Source organism: Stenotrophomonas sp. YJH_SMC_73, from assembly GCF_059370155.1.
Genome location: NZ_JCAFTJ010000004.1, coordinates 313,476 through 332,144, shown reverse-complemented (window position 1 = coordinate 332,144; position 18,669 = coordinate 313,476). Strand labels below are relative to the sequence as shown.

20 protein-coding genes and 1 tRNA gene are annotated in these 18,669 nt (G+C 64.3%); 8 read left to right on the top strand and 13 right to left on the bottom strand.

The genetic code is table 11. The features are described from left to right. Positions 1 to 7: 7 nt before the first annotated feature. Positions 8 to 634 (bottom strand): DUF47 domain-containing protein, encoded by a 627-nt coding sequence (locus AC5P8R_RS08965; RefSeq protein WP_004152833.1) that lies wholly within the window; start codon positions 632 to 634, stop codon positions 8 to 10. A 292-nt stretch (positions 635 to 926) separates the two neighbouring features. Here AC5P8R_RS08965 and AC5P8R_RS08960 point away from each other — a divergent pair, with 292 nt between their 5' ends. Together AC5P8R_RS08960 and AC5P8R_RS08955 are read left to right on the top strand one after the other, a co-directional pair. Beyond that, positions 927 to 2,231 (top strand): hemolysin family protein, encoded by a 1,305-nt coding sequence (locus AC5P8R_RS08960; RefSeq protein ID WP_032959200.1) that lies wholly within the window; start codon positions 927 to 929, stop codon positions 2,229 to 2,231. Beyond that, entirely contained in the window at positions 2,215 to 2,874 is a 660-nt protein-coding gene (locus AC5P8R_RS08955; RefSeq protein ID WP_014646689.1) for an exopolysaccharide biosynthesis protein, read from the top strand. The genes AC5P8R_RS08960 and AC5P8R_RS08955 overlap by 17 nt, the downstream gene beginning before the upstream one ends. A 92-nt stretch (positions 2,875 to 2,966) precedes the next feature. Here AC5P8R_RS08955 and AC5P8R_RS08950 read toward each other — a convergent pair whose 3' ends face one another. From AC5P8R_RS08950 to AC5P8R_RS08935, 4 genes are all read right to left on the bottom strand, one after another. Next, positions 2,967 to 3,464 carry a pyridoxamine 5'-phosphate oxidase family protein gene (locus AC5P8R_RS08950; RefSeq protein ID WP_014646688.1) on the bottom strand — a complete coding sequence of 166 codons (498 nt, stop codon included), beginning with the start codon at positions 3,462 to 3,464 and terminating at the stop codon, positions 2,967 to 2,969. Between the two features lie 67 nt (positions 3,465 to 3,531). Further along, positions 3,532 to 4,527 (bottom strand): LLM class flavin-dependent oxidoreductase, encoded by a 996-nt coding sequence (locus AC5P8R_RS08945; RefSeq protein WP_014646687.1) that lies wholly within the window; start codon positions 4,525 to 4,527, stop codon positions 3,532 to 3,534. Between the two features lie 190 nt (positions 4,528 to 4,717). After that, positions 4,718 to 5,485, bottom strand: a complete 768-nt coding sequence (locus AC5P8R_RS08940; protein WP_134808711.1) for a sulfurtransferase — start codon at positions 5,483 to 5,485, stop codon at positions 4,718 to 4,720. Between the two features lie 293 nt (positions 5,486 to 5,778). Beyond that, on the bottom strand, positions 5,779 to 6,144 hold the full coding sequence (locus tag AC5P8R_RS08935; protein WP_014646685.1) for a DUF6164 family protein: 366 nt from the start codon (positions 6,142 to 6,144) through the stop codon (positions 5,779 to 5,781). Positions 6,145 to 6,214: 70 nt separating this feature from the next. Between AC5P8R_RS08935 and AC5P8R_RS08930 the strand changes: the two genes are divergently transcribed. Together AC5P8R_RS08930 and AC5P8R_RS08925 are read left to right on the top strand one after the other, a co-directional pair. Further along, a complete protein-coding gene (locus tag AC5P8R_RS08930) occupies positions 6,215 to 6,649 on the top strand; it encodes an FKBP-type peptidyl-prolyl cis-trans isomerase (protein WP_495223304.1) in 435 nt (144 codons plus the stop codon). After that, positions 6,636 to 7,883, top strand: coding sequence for a TIGR03862 family flavoprotein (locus AC5P8R_RS08925; protein ID WP_014646683.1), 1,248 nt, complete (start codon positions 6,636 to 6,638; stop codon positions 7,881 to 7,883). The genes AC5P8R_RS08930 and AC5P8R_RS08925 overlap by 14 nt, the downstream gene beginning before the upstream one ends. Positions 7,884 to 7,975: 92 nt before the next feature. On the opposite strand, the gene AC5P8R_RS08920 is transcribed toward AC5P8R_RS08925, so the two are convergent. The 4 genes from AC5P8R_RS08920 to AC5P8R_RS08905 all read right to left on the bottom strand — a co-directional run bounded on the left by AC5P8R_RS08920 (position 7,976) and on the right by AC5P8R_RS08905 (position 12,076). Beyond that, the gene (locus AC5P8R_RS08920; protein ID WP_014646682.1) at positions 7,976 to 8,437 is read right to left on the bottom strand and encodes a GNAT family N-acetyltransferase; all 462 of its coding nucleotides are present in this window, start codon (positions 8,435 to 8,437) and stop codon (positions 7,976 to 7,978) included. 105 nt (positions 8,438 to 8,542) lie between these two features. Beyond that, positions 8,543 to 10,165 carry an FMN-binding glutamate synthase family protein gene (locus AC5P8R_RS08915; RefSeq protein WP_495223302.1) on the bottom strand — a complete coding sequence of 541 codons (1,623 nt, stop codon included), beginning with the start codon at positions 10,163 to 10,165 and terminating at the stop codon, positions 8,543 to 8,545. A 55-nt stretch (positions 10,166 to 10,220) separates the two neighbouring features. Next, on the bottom strand, positions 10,221 to 11,507 hold the full coding sequence (locus AC5P8R_RS08910) for a nucleotide sugar dehydrogenase (protein ID WP_197621233.1): 1,287 nt from the start codon (positions 11,505 to 11,507) through the stop codon (positions 10,221 to 10,223). Between the two features lie 134 nt (positions 11,508 to 11,641). Then, positions 11,642 to 12,076: a BLUF domain-containing protein gene (locus tag AC5P8R_RS08905; protein WP_014646679.1), complete on the bottom strand. Its 435-nt coding sequence runs from the start codon at positions 12,074 to 12,076 to the stop codon at positions 11,642 to 11,644. A gap of 131 nt (positions 12,077 to 12,207) precedes the next feature. Between AC5P8R_RS08905 and AC5P8R_RS08900 the strand changes: the two genes are divergently transcribed. After that, positions 12,208 to 12,294: transfer RNA gene (locus tag AC5P8R_RS08900), tRNA-Leu, on the top strand. A 152-nt stretch (positions 12,295 to 12,446) separates the two neighbouring features. Beyond that, positions 12,447 to 13,421, top strand: coding sequence for a tyrosine-type recombinase/integrase (locus AC5P8R_RS08895; protein WP_495223301.1), 975 nt, complete (start codon positions 12,447 to 12,449; stop codon positions 13,419 to 13,421). A gap of 193 nt (positions 13,422 to 13,614) precedes the next feature. Here AC5P8R_RS08895 and AC5P8R_RS08890 read toward each other — a convergent pair whose 3' ends face one another. Then, on the bottom strand, positions 13,615 to 14,742 hold the full coding sequence (locus AC5P8R_RS08890) for a DUF4062 domain-containing protein (protein ID WP_495223300.1): 1,128 nt from the start codon (positions 14,740 to 14,742) through the stop codon (positions 13,615 to 13,617). Between the two features lie 522 nt (positions 14,743 to 15,264). Further along, the gene (locus AC5P8R_RS08885; protein ID WP_495223299.1) at positions 15,265 to 16,197 is read right to left on the bottom strand and encodes an aromatic alcohol reductase; all 933 of its coding nucleotides are present in this window, start codon (positions 16,195 to 16,197) and stop codon (positions 15,265 to 15,267) included. Between the two features lie 94 nt (positions 16,198 to 16,291). On the opposite strand from AC5P8R_RS08885, the gene AC5P8R_RS08880 reads away from it, so the two are divergent. Next, on the top strand, positions 16,292 to 16,732 hold the full coding sequence (locus AC5P8R_RS08880) for a winged helix-turn-helix transcriptional regulator (protein WP_495223298.1): 441 nt from the start codon (positions 16,292 to 16,294) through the stop codon (positions 16,730 to 16,732). On the opposite strand, the gene AC5P8R_RS08875 is transcribed toward AC5P8R_RS08880, so the two are convergent. Continuing rightward, positions 16,726 to 17,226 (bottom strand): hypothetical protein, encoded by a 501-nt coding sequence (locus tag AC5P8R_RS08875; protein ID WP_495223297.1) that lies wholly within the window; start codon positions 17,224 to 17,226, stop codon positions 16,726 to 16,728. The two genes, AC5P8R_RS08880 and AC5P8R_RS08875, sit on opposite strands and share 7 nt — an antisense overlap. 472 nt (positions 17,227 to 17,698) lie before the next feature. Here AC5P8R_RS08875 and AC5P8R_RS08870 point away from each other — a divergent pair, with 472 nt between their 5' ends. Then, complete coding sequence (locus AC5P8R_RS08870) at positions 17,699 to 17,974, top strand: hypothetical protein (RefSeq protein ID WP_164166280.1); 276 nt, start codon at positions 17,699 to 17,701, stop codon at positions 17,972 to 17,974. Here AC5P8R_RS08870 and AC5P8R_RS08865 read toward each other — a convergent pair. Then, positions 17,971 to 18,420: a BLUF domain-containing protein gene (locus tag AC5P8R_RS08865; protein ID WP_164166282.1), complete on the bottom strand. Its 450-nt coding sequence runs from the start codon at positions 18,418 to 18,420 to the stop codon at positions 17,971 to 17,973. The two genes, AC5P8R_RS08870 and AC5P8R_RS08865, sit on opposite strands and share 4 nt — an antisense overlap. Positions 18,421 to 18,669 lie beyond the last annotated feature (249 nt).

Genomic DNA, 18,669 nt, shown 5'->3' with positions numbered 1-18,669 from the left:
GCGTCCGTCAGCTGTTCTTCAACACGATCTGGTACGCCACCACGCCAGCCTCGCGGCAGCGGTCGATGGCCTTTTCCAGGATCTCGAAGAATTCCTTCAGCAGGAACATCTGCAGGTTGTCCAGGCGGCCCGAGTAGATGTCGCGGTACAGCTCGAGCATCAGGCGGTCGGCCTCGTTCTCCAGCGAGCGCAGCTTCTCGTTGAGCGCGGTCATCCGGTCCAGGTTCATGTGGCGCAGGTCGGCCACCATCTCCACCACCACGCCGGCGGCCTGTTCGAGCATCGCCGCGCGCGGCGCGAAGTCGATGTGCTCCAGGTGCGTCGTGGCCAGCGAATAGCGGTCGGCGAACTTCTCGATCTGCTTGGGAATCTTGTACAGCGCCGAGCCCAGCGCTTCGATGTCTTCGCGCTCGATCGGGGTCATGAAGCTGTCTACCAGCGCCTGGCTGATCTTGTCCGAGGCCGCGCGTTCGCGCAGGCGGGCCAGCTTGAAGGCGTCCAGCGCGGGCTGGCGGTCGGCCTCGCGCAGCATGGAATGCAGCGCCTTGGCGGCGTCGGAAGCCGCGACGGCAGCCTCATCGAGCAGGGTGTAGAACTGTTTGCCGGAACCGAAAATGGTCTGCAGAGAGAACATTGAGAAACCTGTCAGCCGTCGCGGGAAGGACGGCACCAGATGGAATTATGACGGCTAGATGACCATCACGGGTATCCCCGCCCCCTTTCGAGGCCTTGGAACCCCCAACCTGAACAGGCGGTTGCCACCCTGCCATGCCCCTTTGCTAAGATGCCAGCGCGCCTTCGGGCGCACCTTATGGACGACGACCCTTATCCCCCTGCGCCGCGCCGGATCCCGTTCCTGAGCGCCTGCCGCCATCGACAGCACCCGCCCTCCCTGCCACCAACCGGGGACGACGCCCGTGTTTGAAATGATCCTGATTGTCTTCGCGCTTGTTCTGCTGAACGGCTTCTTCGCCATGTCCGAGATGTCGGTCATGACCTCGCGCAAGAGCCGCCTGAAGCAGATGGCTGCCACCTCCAAGCGCGCGGCCAAGGCGCTGGAGCTGTCCGAGAAGCCGGAGAGCTTCCTGTCCACCGTGCAGATCGGCATCACCGTGATCGGCGTGCTGACCGGCTACCTCGGCGGTGAGGCGCTGGGCGAGGCCTTCGCCGGCTGGATCCAGGGGCTGATGCCGGGGTTTGCGTACGCGGGCAACATCGGTACCGCGCTGGCCGTCAGCCTGATCACCTTCATCACGCTGATCTTCGGCGAACTGGTGCCCAAGCGCCTGGCGCTGACCCGCTCGGAGGCCATTGCCGGCCTGGTCGCGATGCCGATGAGCTGGCTGGCCAAGCTGGCCCTGCCCTTCGTCTGGCTGCTGTCCAAGACCACCCAGCTGGTGCTGCGCCTGTTCGGCCTGGGCAAGGACGAAGTCGCCTCGGTGACTGAAGAAGAGATCCGCATGCTGGTGGCCGAGAGCCACGAAGCCGGCGTGATCGACGCCCACGAGCGTGACATGATGAACCGCGTCATGCGCCTGGGCGACCGCACCGCCGACAGCCTGATGACCCCGCGCAACCGCATTGCCTGGCTGGACACCCAGGCCGGGCTGGAGCGCAACCTGGAAATCATGGCCGAGCACGAGTTCTCGCGGTACCCGGTGTACCGCGACAACGACATGGACGTGGTCGGCGTACTTGAACTGAAATCGCTGGCCACGCGCATGGCGCGCGGCGACAACGCGCTGTTCCAGACCCTGCGCGAACCGCTCTACGTGTCCGAATCGACCCACGCGATGAAGCTGCTGGAGATCTTCCGCGAGGAACAGCAGTCGATGGCGCTGGTGGTTGACGAGTACGGCGAGATCCAGGGCCTGGTGACCATCAGCGACCTGATGGGCGCCGTGGTCGGCCGCCTGCAGGCGGTGGAGAATGCCGATGAAGATGCGCTGGTGGTGACCCGCGAGGACGGTTCGCTGCTGGTGGATGGCTCGCTGCCGATCGAAGACCTGCGCGAACTGATCGGCAGCAACGAGCTGCCCGATGCCGAGGACGGCGATTACTACACCCTGGCCGGCATGTGCATCCACTACTTCGGCCGCATCCCGCACGCAGGCGAGTACTTCGACTGGGCCGGCTGGCGCTTCGAAGTGGTCGACCTGGACGGTGCGCGGGTGGACAAGCTGCTGCTGCGCACGCTGTCCGACGAGCAGGCCGATGAGCTCACCGCCTGAGGCCGGCCAGGGTCCAGGCGCCGAGCGCCCGGCCTACCGCAACGAGGGCATCCGCACCCTGCTGGAGATGTTCGCTTCCGGCGACCCGGCCGAGCACATGCCGCTCGGCCAGATCCTGAGCAACCTGCAGCAGAGCGCGTTCGGCGTGTTCCTGTTCGTGGCGATCCTGCCCTCGTTCATCCCGATCCCGGGCATGGGTGGCGCGGTCAGCGGCCCGCTGGTAATCCTGATCGGCCTGCAGATGCTGTTCTGCCTGCGCCGGCCGTGGCTGCCCGGCTTCATTGCCCGCCGCGGACCCAAGCGCGGCACCATGCACCGTTTCCTGGACCGCATCGACCGCCCACTGCGGCGCCTGGACAGGATGCTGAGGCCACGCCTGCCGCAGCTGTTGACACCCCTCCCCGCCCACGCCTTCAGCGGCCTGCTGCTGGTGCTGCTGGGCCTGCTGCTGTCGTTGCCGATTCCCTTCACCAATTTCCTGTTCGGCTTCCAGCTGCTGCTGTTCTCGCTGGCGCTGCTGGAACGCGATGGCGCGCTGATGCTGTTCAACTGGATCGCCGCGTTGGCGGCGATCGCCTTCTTCGGCTTCAGTTCGGGGCAGCTGGTGGGTTACACGGTGGACCTGTTCCAGCGCTGGTTCTGAGCCGGAACCCGGTAGAGCCGGCCGCTGGCCGGCTGCCACGTTTCCAGGTCTGCCGGCCAGCGTCCGGCACTACCAATACCGGACATCGATCCTCACCGAAGATCGATGAAGCCATTGTCGGCCAACTGCGCCGGCTCGTCCTGCACCGCCGACAGCACGAAATTCAACGCCTTGCCCAGCAGCGTGCCCGGACCATCCCAATACTCGGCCGAGTCGGCCCGCACGTGGATCAGGCGCAGGTTCGGGTCGTCCTTGCCGCCCGGGAAAAACAGTTTCATCGCCGGCGACCACAGTTCCTCGATCTTCGCGCGGTCGTCAACGATGCGCGCGCGCCCTGCCACCGATACGTAGGTGTTCTTCGACGGCGAGGCATAGGCCACGTTGACGTGCGGATCAAGCGCGATCTCGGCAACCTTCGGGCTGTCGGCGGTGATGACGAACCACAGGTCACCGTCGAAGGTGACCTGCTGGGTGGCCAGCGGCCGGCTGTAGAGTCGTCCGTCGACGCCGGTGGTGGTGAACATCGCCACCTCCACGTCCTTGATCAGTTCGGCCAGCTGGGCGATGTGTTCAGCGCGGGTATCCGCCATGGGAGGCTCCAATGGGAAGAGCCACCATCAGACCCGTCGCGGCTGCAACGGGCCGTGACGCCATTGTTCAGCCCGCGTGGCGGGCATGCCAGGCCTGCATCGCCAGTTCGAACGAACGCAGGCGCGCACGGTGGTCATGCAGGTTGGCGGTGAGCATCAGCTCGTCCGGCGAGTGCCGCTCTACGAACGCGGCGATGCCATCGGCCACCTGCTGCGGATCGCCGAGCACGGTGCAGGCCAGGGCCCGCTCCACGCCGAGTTTTTCGTGCGGCTCCCAGAAGGCTTCGATGTCGTCGATCGGCGCCGGAATCTTGCCCGGCCGGCCGCGGCGCAGGTTGACGAAACTCTGCTGCTGGCTGGTGAACAGGCGGCGCGATTCGGCCTCGCTGTCACTGGCGACGACATTCAGGGCCAGCATCGCGTGCGGCTGCTTCAACGTGGCCGAGGGGCGGAACTCGCGGCGGTACACCGCCAGCGCCTCGTCCATGGCATCGGGCGCGAAGTGCGAGGCAAACGCATAGGGCAGGCCCATCGCGGCGGCCATGCGCGCGCCGAACAGGCTGGACCCCAGGATCCAGGTCGGCACCCGCAGGCCACCGCCCGGAACCGCCTGCACCGCCTGCCCGGGCTGTACCGGCTCGAAGTAGTGCAGCAGTTCGCGCACGTCCTGCGGGAACTGGTCGGCGCTGTCGAAGTAGCGGCGCAGTGCACGCGCGGTGGGCTGATCGGTGCCCGGCGCACGGCCGAGGCCGAGATCGATGCGGTCCGGATACAGCGAAGCCAGCGTGCCGAACTGCTCGGCCACCTGCAGCGGCGCATGGTTGGGCAGCATGATGCCGCCGGCACCGACGCGGATGCGCCGGGTGCCGCCCGCGACGTGGCCGATCAGCACGGCCGTGGCCGCGCTGGCGATGCCGGGCATGTTGTGGTGTTCGGCCAGCCAGTAACGGCGGTAGCCCAGCGCATCGGCGTGCTGGGCCAGTTCCAGCATGTTGGCGAAGGCGGCGGTGGTGTCACTGCCCTCGCAGACCGGGGCCAGGTCAAGGATCGACAACGGGATCATCAGCGGTTTTCCGTCTCAGGATCTCCCCTGCATGGGGTCGGCCAGGCGCAGCGGCCAGTGACGGTGGCGGGATGCTGATTCCCGCGGAGCCGGTTCAGGGCCTGCCGGACCGTGTAGAGCCGAGCCCATGCTCGGCTGCTGTTGATCAACAAAAGGCAGCCGAGCATGGGCTCGGCTCTACAGAAGCGTGTCAGAACGCGCTGGGGCGCGGCTCCGGCAGCGGCTGGTCGACCATCGGCTTCAGTTCGGCATCCAGCGCCACGCGCTCGTCGAACACGAAACAGCGGCCTTCATAACCTTCGCCGCCCACCTCCTCGAAGTAGCCGAGGATGCCGCCATCGAGCTGCAGCACGTTGTCCATGCCATCGTTGGCCATCCACAGTGCGGCCTTCTCGCAGCGGATGCCGCCGGTGCAGAAACTGACCACGGTGCTGTCCTTCAGCGCCTCGCGATGCGGCGCCAGCGCCTCGGGCAGGTCGGTGAACTTGTGGATGGGCAGCACCAGCGCATCCTTGAAGGTGCCGTACTCCACTTCCTGCAGGTTGCGGGTATCGAGCATCACCACCGGCTTGCCGGCGTCATCGTGGCCCTGCCGCAGCCAGCGCTGCACGGTGGCCGGATCGACCGCCGGTGCACGCGGATAGTCCAGCGGCTGGCCGTCATCGCGGCGGAAGCTGATGATCTCGTCCTTCACCTTGGCCTTCAGCCGCGCGAACGGCTGGTGCTCGCTCAGGCTGGTCTTGACCCGCATCCCGGCAAAACGCGCATCGGCATGCAGCGCGGCGTAGAAATCCTCGACCGCCTCCGGCGCGCCGGCCAGGAACAGGTTCAGTCCCTCGCCCGCCACCAGGATCGTGCCCCGCAACCCGGCCGCCTGGGCACGCGACAGCAGCTGGTCGCACAGGGCCTGGGGGGCGTCGATGACGGCGAAATGGTAGGCAGCGGTGTTGGCGATCATCCTGCCATTTTAGCGCCTCCCGCCCGCACAGACAGATTCAGGGGGGCAGAGCCCTCTGCGCAGCAGAGGGATCCGACCCCGGCAGCCACCCGGAACCTGTCAGGGGTGGGGCAGTGTGGGCAGGCGGGGGCGCAGAGCGCCATGGATGGCGCTCTACGAGGCACGCAGGAGCAGCTTTTGCCGTCCCCCGCCTGCCCACACTGCCCCACCCTCCCACTGAAGCCCGGCTTTTGACGTTGCCGTTGCCGTTGCCGTTGCATCGGCGGGTGCCGGGTGCAACCCGGCCGCGCCCCCTACCCCCGCAACAGCATGAACGGCAGCAGCACCAGCGCCGCCGCAGCGGTCATGCCCAGCAGCACCAGCACCACGAACACCGGCCGCCGCCGGAACAGGCTGCCAAAGGTCTCCGCCGTGCCATCCCGCAACGCCTGCTCACGCTCGGCCCGCACGCGCACACCGCGCGCCGCCTGGTACCCGGCCATCAGCGCCTTCGCGCGCGGATGATCGGCGTCCTCGCGCAGCCACAGGCCACCGTTGGAAATGCCCCAAGGGCTAGGTTCGGTGCGGTACCAGGCGATGCCGTGCTGGTCGAGCAGCGTGCAGACATCGGCATATTCGTCGTCGCCGACATTGCGCAGATTGAGCAGGAGTTTTGCCATGCCGCCATGATACCCGGCGCCGATGCGCTACCCTTGCCGCCCTCGCCCTGCGCCCTTCTGGAGACGCCCGATGCGCCGCCTGCTGCTTCCCCTGCTGCTGTCCCTCGCCGCCGCTGGCTGCTCGAGCGAGCCCTCCGGTCCGCCGCCGGGCGGCACCCTGACCACCTTCGAGCGCATCGATACCGTCGCTGGCACCGGCACCGAAGCCGTTCCTGGCAGCAAGGTCACCGTGCACTACACCGGCTGGATCTACGACAACCGCACCGAAACCAAGCACGGCAAGACCTTCGACAGCTCCTTCAAGCACGGCCAGCCGTTCACCTTCGCGCTCGGCGCCGGCCAGGTCATCCGCGGCTGGGATGAGGGCGTGGCCGGCATGAAGGTCGGCGGCAAGCGCACGCTGATGATCCCGCCGGATTACGGCTACGGCGACCGCCGGGTCGGGCCGATTCCGGCCGGTTCGTCGCTGGTGTTCGATGTCGAGCTGCTCAATGTCAAGCCGTAATACCGCATTGCCCCATCGGGTCGCCGTCATCGGCGGTGGCCCGGCCGGCCTGTTCGCCGCCGAGCGCCTGCGCGCCGCGGGGCTGGACGTGGACCTGTACGAGGCCAAGGGCTCACCCGGCCGCAAGTTCCTGATCGCCGGCAAGGGCGGTCTCAACCTCACCCATTCCGATCCGCGGCCGCTGTTCGACAGCCGCTACCGCGAGCAATCCACGGCCGTGGGCCGCTGGCTGGATGGCTTCGACGCGCAGGCGCTGCGCGACTGGGCTGCCGGCCTTGGCGTGGAGACCTATGTCGGCAGCTCCGGCCGCGTGTTTCCGGTCGACCGCAAGGCTGCGCCGCTGCTGCGCGGCTGGGTGCGCCGACTGAAGGAACAGGGCGTGCGCCTGCATGCCAACCACCGCTGGATCGGCTGGGGCAACGACGGCGCGCTGCGCTTCGCCACCGAAGCCGGCGAGATCGATGTCCACGCCGATGCCAGCGTGTTGGCGATGGGTGGCGGCAGCTGGCCGCAGCTGGGCAGTGATGGCGCCTGGGTCGCCCCCTTGCAGGCACGAGGCGTGGACATTGCGCCGCTGCAATCGGCCAACTGCGGCTTCGACATCGACTGGACGCCGTTCTTCGCCCAGCGCAATGCAGGCGCACCGTTGAAGCCGGTGGTCGCGCACTGGCTCGACCTGGCCGGACAACCGCAGTCGCTGCAGGGCGAATGCGTAGCCAGCGAGTACGGCATCGAAGGCAGCCTGATCTACGCGTTGGCCGCAGACCTGCGCGAGACCATCAACCGTGATGGCCATGCCATGCTGTGGCTGGACCTGGTGCCGGGACGCGATGAAGCACGCCTGCTGGCCGATCTTTCGCGGCCGCGCAAGGGTCGCAGTTTTGGTGAGCATCTGCGCCGCCAGGCCGGCCTGGATGCGGTGAAGGCCACCCTGGTGTTCGAGATCCTTGGCAAGGATGCGGGCCACGACCTGCCTGCCGTGGCTACCACGCTCAAGCGCCTGCCGTTGCGCCTTCTGCGTCCACGGCCGATGGCCGAGGTGATCAGCACTGCCGGCGGCGTGCGCCTGGCTGCGCTGGATGATGGCCTGATGCTGCGGGCAGTACCCGGCGTGTTCTGTGCCGGCGAGATGCTGGACTGGGAGGCCCCCACGGGGGGCTACCTGCTGACGGCGTGCTATGCCAGTGGCCTGCGCGCCGCCGAGGGCGTGATCGGGTGGCTGGCTGGGCGGTGACGCCCGCATTGTGGAGTTTAGCCATGCTCGACTGCCTTTGATTCAGGCGATGAAGCAGTCGAGCATGGCTCGACTCTACAATCCCCGGGCGCTCACCACGGCCTGCGCATGCTCACCGAAGCCAGCGCCACGCCGCTGGGATGCGGGTAGGCTTCCTCCCGCACGGCAATGAATCCCTGCCGTTGGTAGAACGGCACCGCATTGAGCGAGGCTGACAGCACCACCTCGCGCTCACGATCGGCCATCGCCAGCAGACGCTGCATCAGCGCCTGGCCGATGCCCGTGCCGCCACGATCCGGATCGACGAACAGCGCATCGACTTCATTGGCGTCGGTATCAAACACGCCGAACCCGAGCAGGACACCCTGCCCGTCCTCGGCCACCACGCAGCCTCCCTGCCCCAGCAGCCGTGCGTACTGCGACGGCGGCGGCGAAGCAGACCACGGATCGATCACCTCCGCCGGGTAATGGCTGCTGCACGACTCGCGAACGCAACGCGTGCGCAGTGCCCACAGCATGGCGACATCGTCGATGGTGCCGGTCCTGAACCGCATGACATCCCCCTGTAGGGCCGAGCCCATGCTCGGCTCAGCTGTTCTTCGTTCCAACATCGCGATGAGAGAAGCAGCCGAGCATGGGCTCGGCTCTACAGCAACACATTATCGCGACTTGCTGGCGCGCAGCGCCTGGATCTTCGGCGGCGGCTGGAACGAATCGCTGCGTGCATCGGCCCAGAATGCATGGAACACCGCATGATCCGGCACCTTGTGCAGCAGCTCGCCCGGTTCCAGGTAGCGGTACAGCGACGCCAGCGAGCGGATCTCGACAGGCGAAACACGACGCAGGATGTGCTCCGGCCCCAGTTCGGCCGGATCGTTCAGGCCGGCCGCACACAACAGCTCCTTCAGGGCGTGCAGCGTGTGCTCGTGGTAGCTGTACACGCGGGTGGCCTTGTCCGGTGCATCCAGGTGCTTCCAGCGCGCCCGGTCCTGGGTGGCGATGCCGGTCGGGCACTTGTCGGTATGGCAACTCAGCGACTGGATGCAGCCCAGCGCGAACATGAAGCCACGGCCGGCATTGCACCAGTCGGCACCCAGCGCGATGGTGCGCGCGATGTCGAAGGCGCTGGTGATCTTGCCTGCCGCGCCGATGCGGATCCGCTCGCGAAGGTCCAGGCCGACCAGCGTGTTGTGCACCAGCAGCAGTGCTTCGTGCATCGGCACGCCGACATGGTCGACGAACTCCGCCGGTGCTGCGCCAGTACCGCCTTCGGCACCGTCGACCACGATGAAGTCCGGCAGCAGGCCGGTTTCCTGCATCGCCTTGGCAATGCCGAACCACTCCCACGGGTGGCCGATGGCCAGCTTGAAACCGACCGGCTTGCCGCCGGACAGTTCGCGCAGACGGGCGACGAACTGCAGCAGTTCGACCGGCGTCGAGAACGCCGAGTGACGCGACGGCGATACGCAGTCCACGCCCATCGGCACGCCACGGGTGACCGAGATCTCGGCGGTCACCTTTGGCGCCGGCAGCACGCCGCCATGACCGGGCTTGGCGCCCTGCGACAGCTTGATCTCGATCATCCTGACCTGATCATGGGTGGCGTTGGCGACGAAGCGCTCTTCACTGAAACCGCCCTTTTCGTCACGGCAACCGAAGTAGCCCGAGCCGATCTCCCACACCAGATCGCCGCCCATCTCGCGGTGGTATGGCGAAATCGAACCTTCACCGGTGTCGTGGTAGAAGCCACCACGCCGTGCGCCTTCGTTCAGTGCGCGGATCGCGTTGGCCGACAGCGAGCCGAAGCTCATCGCCGAAATATTGAACACGCTCGCCGAATACGGCTTTGTGCAATTGGCGCCGATCAGTACGCGGAAATCGTGCTTGGCGATGGCGGTCGGCGCCAGCGAGTGGTTGATCCACTCGTAATCCACCGCGTAGGTGCTGCGCAGGGTGCCGAACGGCACCGTGTCCATCTCGTTCTTGGCCCGCTGGTAGATCAGTGCACGCTGCTGGCGCGAGAACGGCACGTCCTCCAGGTCGCTCTGCACGAAGTACTGGCGGATTTCCGGACCGATCGATTCCAGGCCGTAGCGGAAGTGTGCCATCACCGGATAGTTGCGGCGCAGCGTGCTGCGCTTCTGCAGCAGGTCCCAGGTCCCCAGAGCCACCATCGCGGCGGTCAGGCCGACGCCCCAGTACCAGGCCGGCCAGATCGTGGCCAACCACAGGCAGATGGGGAACATCAGGATGGCGAGCAGGTAGACGATATACCGGTGCATGGCGTTCCTTGGTTGCAACTGCCTGCGAGTCTACCGTGCTGCCCGCCGCCCGGGTTTACAGGCGATCGTCAACCACGTTGCGTGGCCAGGCCGATTTGACGTCGTAGACCAGGCCGCCCGGCGCCAGCAGCGACCGGATACCCGCCTCGTCCATCGCCTTGAAGCGGGCATGGGCAACCGCCAGCACCACCGCGTCATAGACCCCTGCCACGGGTTCGGCCAGCCACTGCACGCCCTCATCGGCCAATGCCGCCGGGCCGACCCAGGGATCACTGACCTCGACCTGAGCGCCGGCATCACGCAGGCGCTGCGCCAGCTCCAGCGCGCGGCTGTTGCGCAGGTCCGGGCAATCCTCCTTGAAGGTCACACCGAGCACCAGGATGCGCGACTGCACTGGTTCGCGGCCGCGTTCGGCCAGCATCGCCAGCACCCGCGACGCCACATGCTCACCGACGCGGTTGTTGACCTGCCGCGCGGTGTGGATCAGGTCCGGGTGGTAGCCCACGCTCTCGGACTTGTGCAGCAGGTAATACGGGTCCACGCCGATGCAATGGCCGCCGACCAGGCCCGGCCGGAATGGCAGGAAGTTCCACTTGCTGCCGGCGGCATCGAGCACATCCTGGGTATCGATGCCCAGCCTGTCGAAGATCAGCGCCAACTCATTGACCAGCGCGATGTTCACATCGCGCTGGATGTTCTCGACCACCTTGGCCGCCTCGGCCACGCGCATCGATGGCGCGGGGAACGTGCCGGCGGCAATGATGCGCTGGTACAGGCCATCGATCACCGCAGCCACTTCCGCTGTCGACCCCGAGGTGATCTTGCGGATGTCGGCCAGGCGCCGCTGGCGGTCACCGGGACTGACCCGCTCCGGGCTGTAACCGCAGTAGAAGTCTTCGTTGAAGCGCAGGCCCGAGCCTTCTTCCAGCAGCGGCACGCAGACTTCTTCAGTGGTGCCGGGGTACACCGTGGATTCGTAGATCACCAGGTCACCCGCGCGCAGATGGCTGGCGATCAGCCGCGTCGCCGAACGCAACGGCTCCAGATCGGGCTGCTCATAGGCATCGATCGGCGTCGGCACGGTGACGATGTAGACGTTGCATGCATCAAGCAAGGCCGGATCGCTGCCGTACTGCAGCTGCCGAGCACTGGCCAGCTCGTCGGCCTCCACCTCCAGCGTATGGTCCTGGCCATCGCGCAGCTCGGCGATGCGATCGGCATCGATGTCGAAGCCCAGCGTCGGCCAGTGCCGACCGAAGGCCACCGCCAACGGCAGGCCGACGTAGCCCAGGCCGATCACCGCAAAATGCGGGGTCTCCGCTGCCGCAAGGGACGCGCTCACTGGCATGTCCCGCGCAACGGCATGCATGCCGCCATGGATTCGGCCGACCTGCTCATTCGCTGCACCACTCCGTGTAATTCCACGCCAGAAAGGCGACAGCGTAACGGCCCGGGCGCCTGCCCGCCAAGATGGGATCAGGAGCCCAGTGCGACCGCGGCCGGTTCCAGTTCGCCATCGGCGCCGGTCCAGGCCTGCCGCAGGCGCTCGAAGCCACCGCTGCCAAGCAGGAAGCCCGGCCACGCCGATTCAACGATCTGTGCCAGCAGCTCCGCATCAATGCGCCGGGTTCCCATCGACCAGCGCGGAAACGCCCGCTGCGCCACCGGCGCGCGGCACAGCACCTTCAGCTGGCCATGGCTGCGCGCATTGACGATGCGCTGGTACACCGAATCGATACCGTCCTCCGGGCCTTCCAGGTACTGCAGGAAACGGCTGCCATCGAACATCAGCACACCGGTGACACCGGCTACACGGTTGAATGCCGTGGCATCGGCCAGCAGGCGGTCAAGATCGGTTGTCTGCAGATCGGCGCGGGCCTCACTGGCATAGGCAATCGCGTGCAGCGACATCGTGCGGCTCCCCCCCTGGGAACGATGGTTGGGACTATGACATGAATGGGAGCGACAGTTAAACACGCTGCCGCCCCACGGCAATCCGGCTGCGATTCTGCAGCTGGGCTACAATCGGCGCCGCGCTGCAGGCCCGGATGGCGAAACTGGTAGACGCATCGGACTTAAAATCCGCCGGGGGCAACCCCATGCCGGTTCGATTCCGGCTCCGGGCACCACTGCATGTTTTGGGGAGTCAACGTGTTCGCCCCGATTCACCCCGATTCGGTACGAAATCAGGCACTTAGGGTGATCCGAATTTCCGAGATCACCACGATTTGCCCGGACTTGCCCGGCTACTCTCCCCAAAAATTCCCCATATGATGCGGCCATGGCCAGCATCCAACGATCAGGGAACAAGTGGCGCGTGCAGGTGTACGTGGCGGGCGTTCGCGACTCCACTACCAAGCACACAAAGCAAGAAGCCGCGAAGTGGGCTCTTGAGCGAGAGGCAGAACTTCGAGGTGGGAAGCTGCCAGATAAGTCGCTGCGCGAGGCCATGCGCCGCTACGTCAAGGAAGAGGCGCCCAAGCGAGCTGGCGAACGTTGGGAGTCGGTCCGCATCGCTGCGTGGGAACGGACGCTTCCGCTCTTGGACCGGCGAATCGCGGCAATCGACAGTTCGGACATCATCGTTTGGCGAGATGGAAGGCTCAAGCAGGTCAAGCCTGGGACGGTTGCTCGCGAAATGAACCTGATGCGGTCCGTATTCGAGACTGCGCGCCGGGAATGGAAGTGGATCAAGCAAAACCCCATGTCGGACGTTCGCTGGCCGCAGCAGCCTAAAGGCCGGGCACGACGCGTATCTCCAACTGAGGAAGCCGCCCTGATCGCTGCGTTCGCGCTCGATAAGGGTCTGTCGGCGGAGACGGCCACCCAGCGGACAGGCTTGGCTTTCCTGCTCGCCCTAGAGACAGCCATGCGGTCTGGAGAAATCCTGTCACTGACATGGCCGAACGTGCATCTGTCCGAGCAGTACGTGCACTTACCGAAAACGAAGAACGGCGATGCGAGGGATGTGCCGCTTAGCCGGCGGGCCTGCGAGATCCTGAAGACACTTCCCCCTGGCTTCGGGCCCGTCTTCCAGCTCAATTCTGCCATGCGAGATGCGCTTTGGCGCAAAGTCCGAGACTCGACGGGCCACCGGGAAGTGCACTTCCACGACAGCCGCGCCGAGGCCATCTGGAGACTCTCGAAGAAGCTCGACATCCTGCAGCTGGCTAGGATCATCGGGCACCGAGATCTGAAGTCTCTGATGATCTACTACCACGAGCCTGCATCGGAAATTGCAAGGCACCTTGGCTAAGTCCGGACTGCCATCCGGACATGGGCCCAGAGACGATAACAGCTTGGTCTCCGTCGTCCGAAGCACCACGGTGTAACCGTGTAGTAGGACGACCCGTCAATGGTTGACGTTGAGGACCATCTCTGCCAACGGTAGGGGAACCTGGCTTGGAAGAAGACTGAACACTCGTCGCGCATCGGCCGTTAACCATGTTCTAAGACTTAGGCCCTGCCGATCGACGACCTGTGGCCTTCTTTGACTTCATCTGTGCAGCACCTGCTGGCTCGGGCGAGGCCGGCGGGCGCGAGGATTCAACATCCTCAGATGTTGGCTGCACTTGCTCAGCCTTTTGCGCAGTCTTTAAGGCCTCGGCCTTTCTTGCCAATGCCATCTGCAACCGGCCCGTCACTGCAGACATTAGCTTCTGTCCAAAGGGGGTCAACTCGTAAGTGCGGATCTGACCTTGCAGCTTTACGTTCTTCAAAACTCCGTACACCGCCAGCACACTGGCAACCTTCCAGTAGAGGAAAGTATCGCTTGAGCTATTGCTCGCCCGGTTGGTCAGCCCTCCTATCAGAGCTTCCGAGTTTGCAGCTAGGAAGTCTAGTTGATTAGTTGACCAAGGCTCCTTTGTTCCAGCGGGGAGAACGTCGACCGGAACGACCAACTTAGTAGCCTTCAGAGCGTCCATTACCTCTTGAAGCTTCTCCGAGTCAGGGTCACGAGCACGTTCCGCCTTTTGCTGCGCTACTGCCAATTCTGCCTTCAGGTGTTCAATCTCCTTCACCAACCGGTCGTTCTGCTCTCTGAATGGGGCAGAGTCGATGACCTGATCACCCCGAATCCAGCCAACCATGTCGCGCTTACTTTGAAGGACAGGCAAGGTCTCGAAGACGGCAAGTTTGATGTCCTTCTCATCCTCAAAGAACGAGGAGATGTTGGAAAGAACCTTTTGCTCAAACTGCTTTAGAAGCGCCTTATTGTCCGTCTCAGCAACTTCCAAACCATGTAGCTTGACCTTGGCGGCCAAAGCCTCAGGCTTCATGACGACAGCAAACAGGGGCTTGTTCTTGCTTACCGCGTAGTCATACTCAAGCTCGGTGTAGCTTCGACCGGAGGTCGGTTCAATCGAGCCATAGCGCCCGCCGAGAATCAACATGTACACGTCTGATTCATCAATCCACTGTCGAATGATGTCCATTTGGCTTTGGTCACCAGCAGTGAACAACTCCATACCAGCGGGTATGTGACGAGCTTTAAGAATGGCGCCGACTGCCGCCTGCCGCTCCGCGACCAGATCCATATAGGTGCTCGACACGAAAACCTGTAACCGACGATCCATAACCCCCCCACTCCGTGTGAATACGGAATGATGCCACAAACTGTCCGACACCTCAGCGGCAATTCCGGACGCATTTACTGCGCCGGCTGAACCCTTCTGAGAGTCGCGTTCGTCCCTTTATGGCACGCCCGACAGGAATCGAACCCGTAACCGCCAGCTTAGAAGCCTGTCTGACTCTGTGGAAGCACCAACAACTGGCATTGACTCCATTTCTGGAGCTGCTCCTCTGCAGCCTCTGGGGGGACAACAACGCATACCTCAGTTTTCTGGAGACGCCGGGATCAGATCGTATGGCGCAACTGGCGGCGTCCCGCCCTCACCCACGCCTTCATGGGATCCCTCGCCCTGGGCTTGGTCTCCCTCGGCGGTCGGCGCGGCTCCAGCGCTTCCTTGATTCGCGCCAGTTCCGTCGCCCCGGCGTCGGCCAGTCGCCGGGCCTGTTGCTGCTGCGAGGCCACGCCCATACCATGCCCAAAAGAAAAGGCACCGGATCCCGGTGCCCTTCTTAGAAGCCAGCAACGCCTACGAGGTAGTGAGGTTGGCCCTCATCCAGTCCCTGACGCTTTCCAGCTTCGCTCCGGTCTTCGCATTGAAGGTCTTTTCCATTCCCCAAGATACGCCCCTGCCCTGAGCGAAGGCAGCGCGGTACTTCTTGATCATATTCGAGGGGTCGTCTGCCAGCTCCCGCATCAATCGCGGAACGTCCCACACTGCGAAGTCGAAGGGGCTACCAAATTGTTCTTCCAACATGGCCGGCAGCGCTTCATACCGAATCGTGTCACCCGCAAGATAGACGATCTCGTTGCGAATCGCGGGCGTATGGAAGACGATCTGAGCGGTCATTGCGCCAATGTCATCCGGCGTGGTGAGCGTCACAGCGTTAGTCGGCGAACCCAGGGCATTCACCCTCTTCCCCTTAAGATCGATGACACCAAATTCGGGCTCGAAAAGATAGCTCGTGAACATCCCGGTGGAAATGACAACCCAGTCCATGGCGGACTGAGAACGCAGATAGTCGCGCACATCGAGCTGGGCATCGAACAGATCCTGCGGACCACCTCGCCCGATTGCGTCGAAGTCCACACCGAACTGCCAAGGGAAGTACCTCGGGAGACCCGACTTCACTGCAGCACGCGCAACCTTCATCGGCGTGTCGCGGCCAGCCGCGTAACCCGTGCAGCCAATCACGGTGTCGTACTTGGAGAACATAGCCGCCAACTCGTCCACAGTGGCAGCCACCAGGTCGCCAGAAACAATGGCCACACCCAGCGAGCGGATTTCATCAACCACAACGCGCTTCTCAGGCAAATCCGAAGCAATGGAAGCGGATCGGAGCATCACGCTGATGCTTGCGCCGTGCTCCTTTCCTAGACGGGCGAGATTCCGAATAACTGGCATTCCGAGCTCACCGGCACCCAGGACCAGGATCGCCCGGGATTGGATCGGGGTAGACATTCAAACCACCATGTGTGTGTACGATGGCGGCGATTCTGCCCCCCTCCTCATCGCGACGTAAGAAGGCACACCGATGATACCGACCGTACCGTTCATGAGTTCTGACGAGCTCCTGCAGCATTCGCAATCGATATGCGACGGCATGAGCGCGGACGACGACGGCCTTCGGCGCGAGGTTCTTGCGCACGCTGGCAGCCGCTGGTCGCTTGGCATCATTCATGCCTTGGGCGTGTACGGAACACTGCGTCACGCCGATGTTGCGCGAAGGATGAAGGGAATCACCCAGCGCATGCTGACACGCACCCTCCGCCAGCTGGAAAGGGATGGCTTGATCTACCGACAAGATTTCCGAGAAGTTCCCCCTCGCGTTGAATACAGCATCACCCCGCTGGGCAAAGACCTTCTAGTTCTGATGATCCCCATGTGGACTTGGGTCGTGCAGCACGCCGAGGAGTTCCGGCACTGCCGCGAGATCTACGACAGCAACCACGCCTCCCTTGTACCTGAATCGCCTCGAGACAACGAGTCTCAATAGCGAGAAATCTCCTGTCCTCTTCCCGCCCTGACCCAAGCCTTCATCGGGTCCTTCGCCCTCGGCTTGGTCTCCTTCAGCGGCCGGCGCGGCTCTAGCGCCTCCTTGATTCGTGCCAGTTCCACAGCCCCGGCTTCGGCCAGGCGCCGGGCCTGTTGCTGCTGCTCGTGGGTTGGCGGCAGACCGGGCAGTGGCGGCAGCGGCTGGATCGGTGTGCTGTCGGTCAGTCGGGCGACGGCCTCACGCAGCGGCAGATCGGGATACAGCCTGGCCGCGCACCAGCGCTCGGCGTACCGCTTCGCCTGCCGGACGTTGGCCGCGCGCACTTCCTTCACCTGCCACATCTTCTGGCCTTCCATCCATAGCCGGACCCCAGGACCGCCGTCGGGCGTGACGCTGGCCGTCTCGCGGCCGTTGTACCAGAGCGCCCAGCGCTCACCCATCTGGACCCAGCCAGAGGGAATTGGGGCGGTGCGGAAGCCGGCGGAGGAGTACATGGCCGGAAGGATACGACCGGCCGTCGCAGATCCTGCGAAGGTACGCCACCGCTCAGCCCGCTGTGATGAAGCGTTCACCTTAGGGCGAGCACAGTACGGTCTCACGGCTCTTCTCCGGCGCAGAATCCTTTGCTCCCGTGTCCAGCCCCTCAAGCGGCACGGCTATGCACCCTCCCAACGCTTTCAGGATCCATTCGATCCTGCCTCTGCTTGCGCTAAATGGCGCAATCATCCGCCTGGAGCAGGTGCGATCAACCTGCAAAAACTGTGGGCTCAGGTCGTCGATGACTGAGGGTACAGGCTTTCAAAAGGACCGAACGGGAACCACGCTTACGTGCCCCGCTTGCGGAGCTACAGGATTGATGGACGAAATGGAGATCTGGCATCACTGGCTCGAGCAGTGCCGTCGCGAACGACTCCTGGCGCTGTTCGACCCCGAGCGCGATGATCAACTCGATATCGAGGACCCGAAATGACCGATGAAATCTCCGAACTGCTGGACCGTCTCCACTGCTGCGAAGTTGCGATCGAGGTTCACCGCGGCTATCTCAAGGCAATGGAGTATGCGCTGCGGGTATCTGTCCTGACCCACCCGGCGCCCGAGCAATTGACCGATACTTGGTTGCGCCTGCTACCCAGCATCGCGGCGAAGCACAAACACGATGGCGGCGCTCTCTTCGCCGCCGCCTTCCAGCAATCGCTAACGGTTCTGACCGAGCAAATCGGAGAGCCCGCCGACAGAGGCTAGACTGCGATGGCGTACGGCTCCACCAGCCCGACCAACAGATCCATGGCAGTCGCATAGGGTGCCTGGTGATCGCCTCGCTGATTGAATCGGGTCCAGTCCGCATGGGCCACACGCCCAAGCTCATCCGATTCAACGGGCAGCCATCTCATCGGCCAGAACGGCAGGCGACGCTGGCCCACCCTGCCCCGCTGCAGCTCTACGATCCCGTTATGGCTACTCGCACCCAACACGCGGGAATAGGCAACTGACAATCCATCCTCTGGCCCCTCCAAGTACTGGAGGAAGCGCTCACCATCAAAGAGGAGCACCCCCGTAACTCCAGCGTTACGGTTGAACCGGGCCGCGTCGTCCACAACTTGGTCGAGCTTTCCGCTGGACAGGCCTAGCTTGTCGCTGGCAATGTCCTCGCCGGCGCTGCTAACGTATACAACCGCCCTGATGGGCATGGCACACCTCCTTGACGGGGACCAGCCTACCAGCAACGGGTTCATGTCAGCGCGAGGTGGCGGACGCGCCCTGAACGCGTCAGGTTCGCGTATTGCTGAATTCGGAACTTCGTCACATGATGCAGGCCCAGCTACATGCACCATGCACGAAAGTTCTAGGTACTAAGCAATGCCCGACACTGGCCTTTTCTACGTTCTGGATATAGATGTGGTGCGTCGCGATGAAGGCAATATCGAACGCGTGAACGC

Bases quoted from the DNA above. Each gene is read 5' to 3' on its own strand.
- AC5P8R_RS08965 (WP_004152833.1), bottom strand. From the start codon at position 634: ATGTTCTCTCTGCAGACCATTTTCGGTTCCGGCAAACAGTTCTACACC.
- AC5P8R_RS08960 (WP_032959200.1), top strand. From the start codon at position 927: ATGATCCTGATTGTCTTCGCGCTTGTTCTGCTGAACGGCTTCTTCGCC.
- AC5P8R_RS08955 (WP_014646689.1), top strand. From the start codon at position 2,215: ATGAGCTCACCGCCTGAGGCCGGCCAGGGTCCAGGCGCCGAGCGCCCG.
- AC5P8R_RS08950 (WP_014646688.1), bottom strand. From the start codon at position 3,464: ATGGCGGATACCCGCGCTGAACACATCGCCCAGCTGGCCGAACTGATC.
- AC5P8R_RS08945 (WP_014646687.1), bottom strand. From the start codon at position 4,527: ATGATCCCGTTGTCGATCCTTGACCTGGCCCCGGTCTGCGAGGGCAGT.
- AC5P8R_RS08940 (WP_134808711.1), bottom strand. From the start codon at position 5,485: ATGATCGCCAACACCGCTGCCTACCATTTCGCCGTCATCGACGCCCCC.
- AC5P8R_RS08935 (WP_014646685.1), bottom strand. From the start codon at position 6,144: ATGGCAAAACTCCTGCTCAATCTGCGCAATGTCGGCGACGACGAATAT.
- AC5P8R_RS08930 (WP_495223304.1), top strand. From the start codon at position 6,215: ATGCGCCGCCTGCTGCTTCCCCTGCTGCTGTCCCTCGCCGCCGCTGGC.
- AC5P8R_RS08925 (WP_014646683.1), top strand. From the start codon at position 6,636: ATGTCAAGCCGTAATACCGCATTGCCCCATCGGGTCGCCGTCATCGGC.
- AC5P8R_RS08920 (WP_014646682.1), bottom strand. From the start codon at position 8,437: ATGCGGTTCAGGACCGGCACCATCGACGATGTCGCCATGCTGTGGGCA.
- AC5P8R_RS08915 (WP_495223302.1), bottom strand. From the start codon at position 10,165: ATGCACCGGTATATCGTCTACCTGCTCGCCATCCTGATGTTCCCCATC.
- AC5P8R_RS08905 (WP_014646679.1), bottom strand. From the start codon at position 12,076: ATGTCGCTGCACGCGATTGCCTATGCCAGTGAGGCCCGCGCCGATCTG.
- AC5P8R_RS08895 (WP_495223301.1), top strand. From the start codon at position 12,447: ATGGCCAGCATCCAACGATCAGGGAACAAGTGGCGCGTGCAGGTGTAC.
- AC5P8R_RS08890 (WP_495223300.1), bottom strand. From the start codon at position 14,742: ATGGATCGTCGGTTACAGGTTTTCGTGTCGAGCACCTATATGGATCTG.
- AC5P8R_RS08885 (WP_495223299.1), bottom strand. From the start codon at position 16,197: ATGTCTACCCCGATCCAATCCCGGGCGATCCTGGTCCTGGGTGCCGGT.
- AC5P8R_RS08880 (WP_495223298.1), top strand. From the start codon at position 16,292: ATGAGTTCTGACGAGCTCCTGCAGCATTCGCAATCGATATGCGACGGC.
- AC5P8R_RS08875 (WP_495223297.1), bottom strand. From the start codon at position 17,226: ATGTACTCCTCCGCCGGCTTCCGCACCGCCCCAATTCCCTCTGGCTGG.
- AC5P8R_RS08870 (WP_164166280.1), top strand. From the start codon at position 17,699: ATGACCGATGAAATCTCCGAACTGCTGGACCGTCTCCACTGCTGCGAA.
- AC5P8R_RS08865 (WP_164166282.1), bottom strand. From the start codon at position 18,420: ATGCCCATCAGGGCGGTTGTATACGTTAGCAGCGCCGGCGAGGACATT.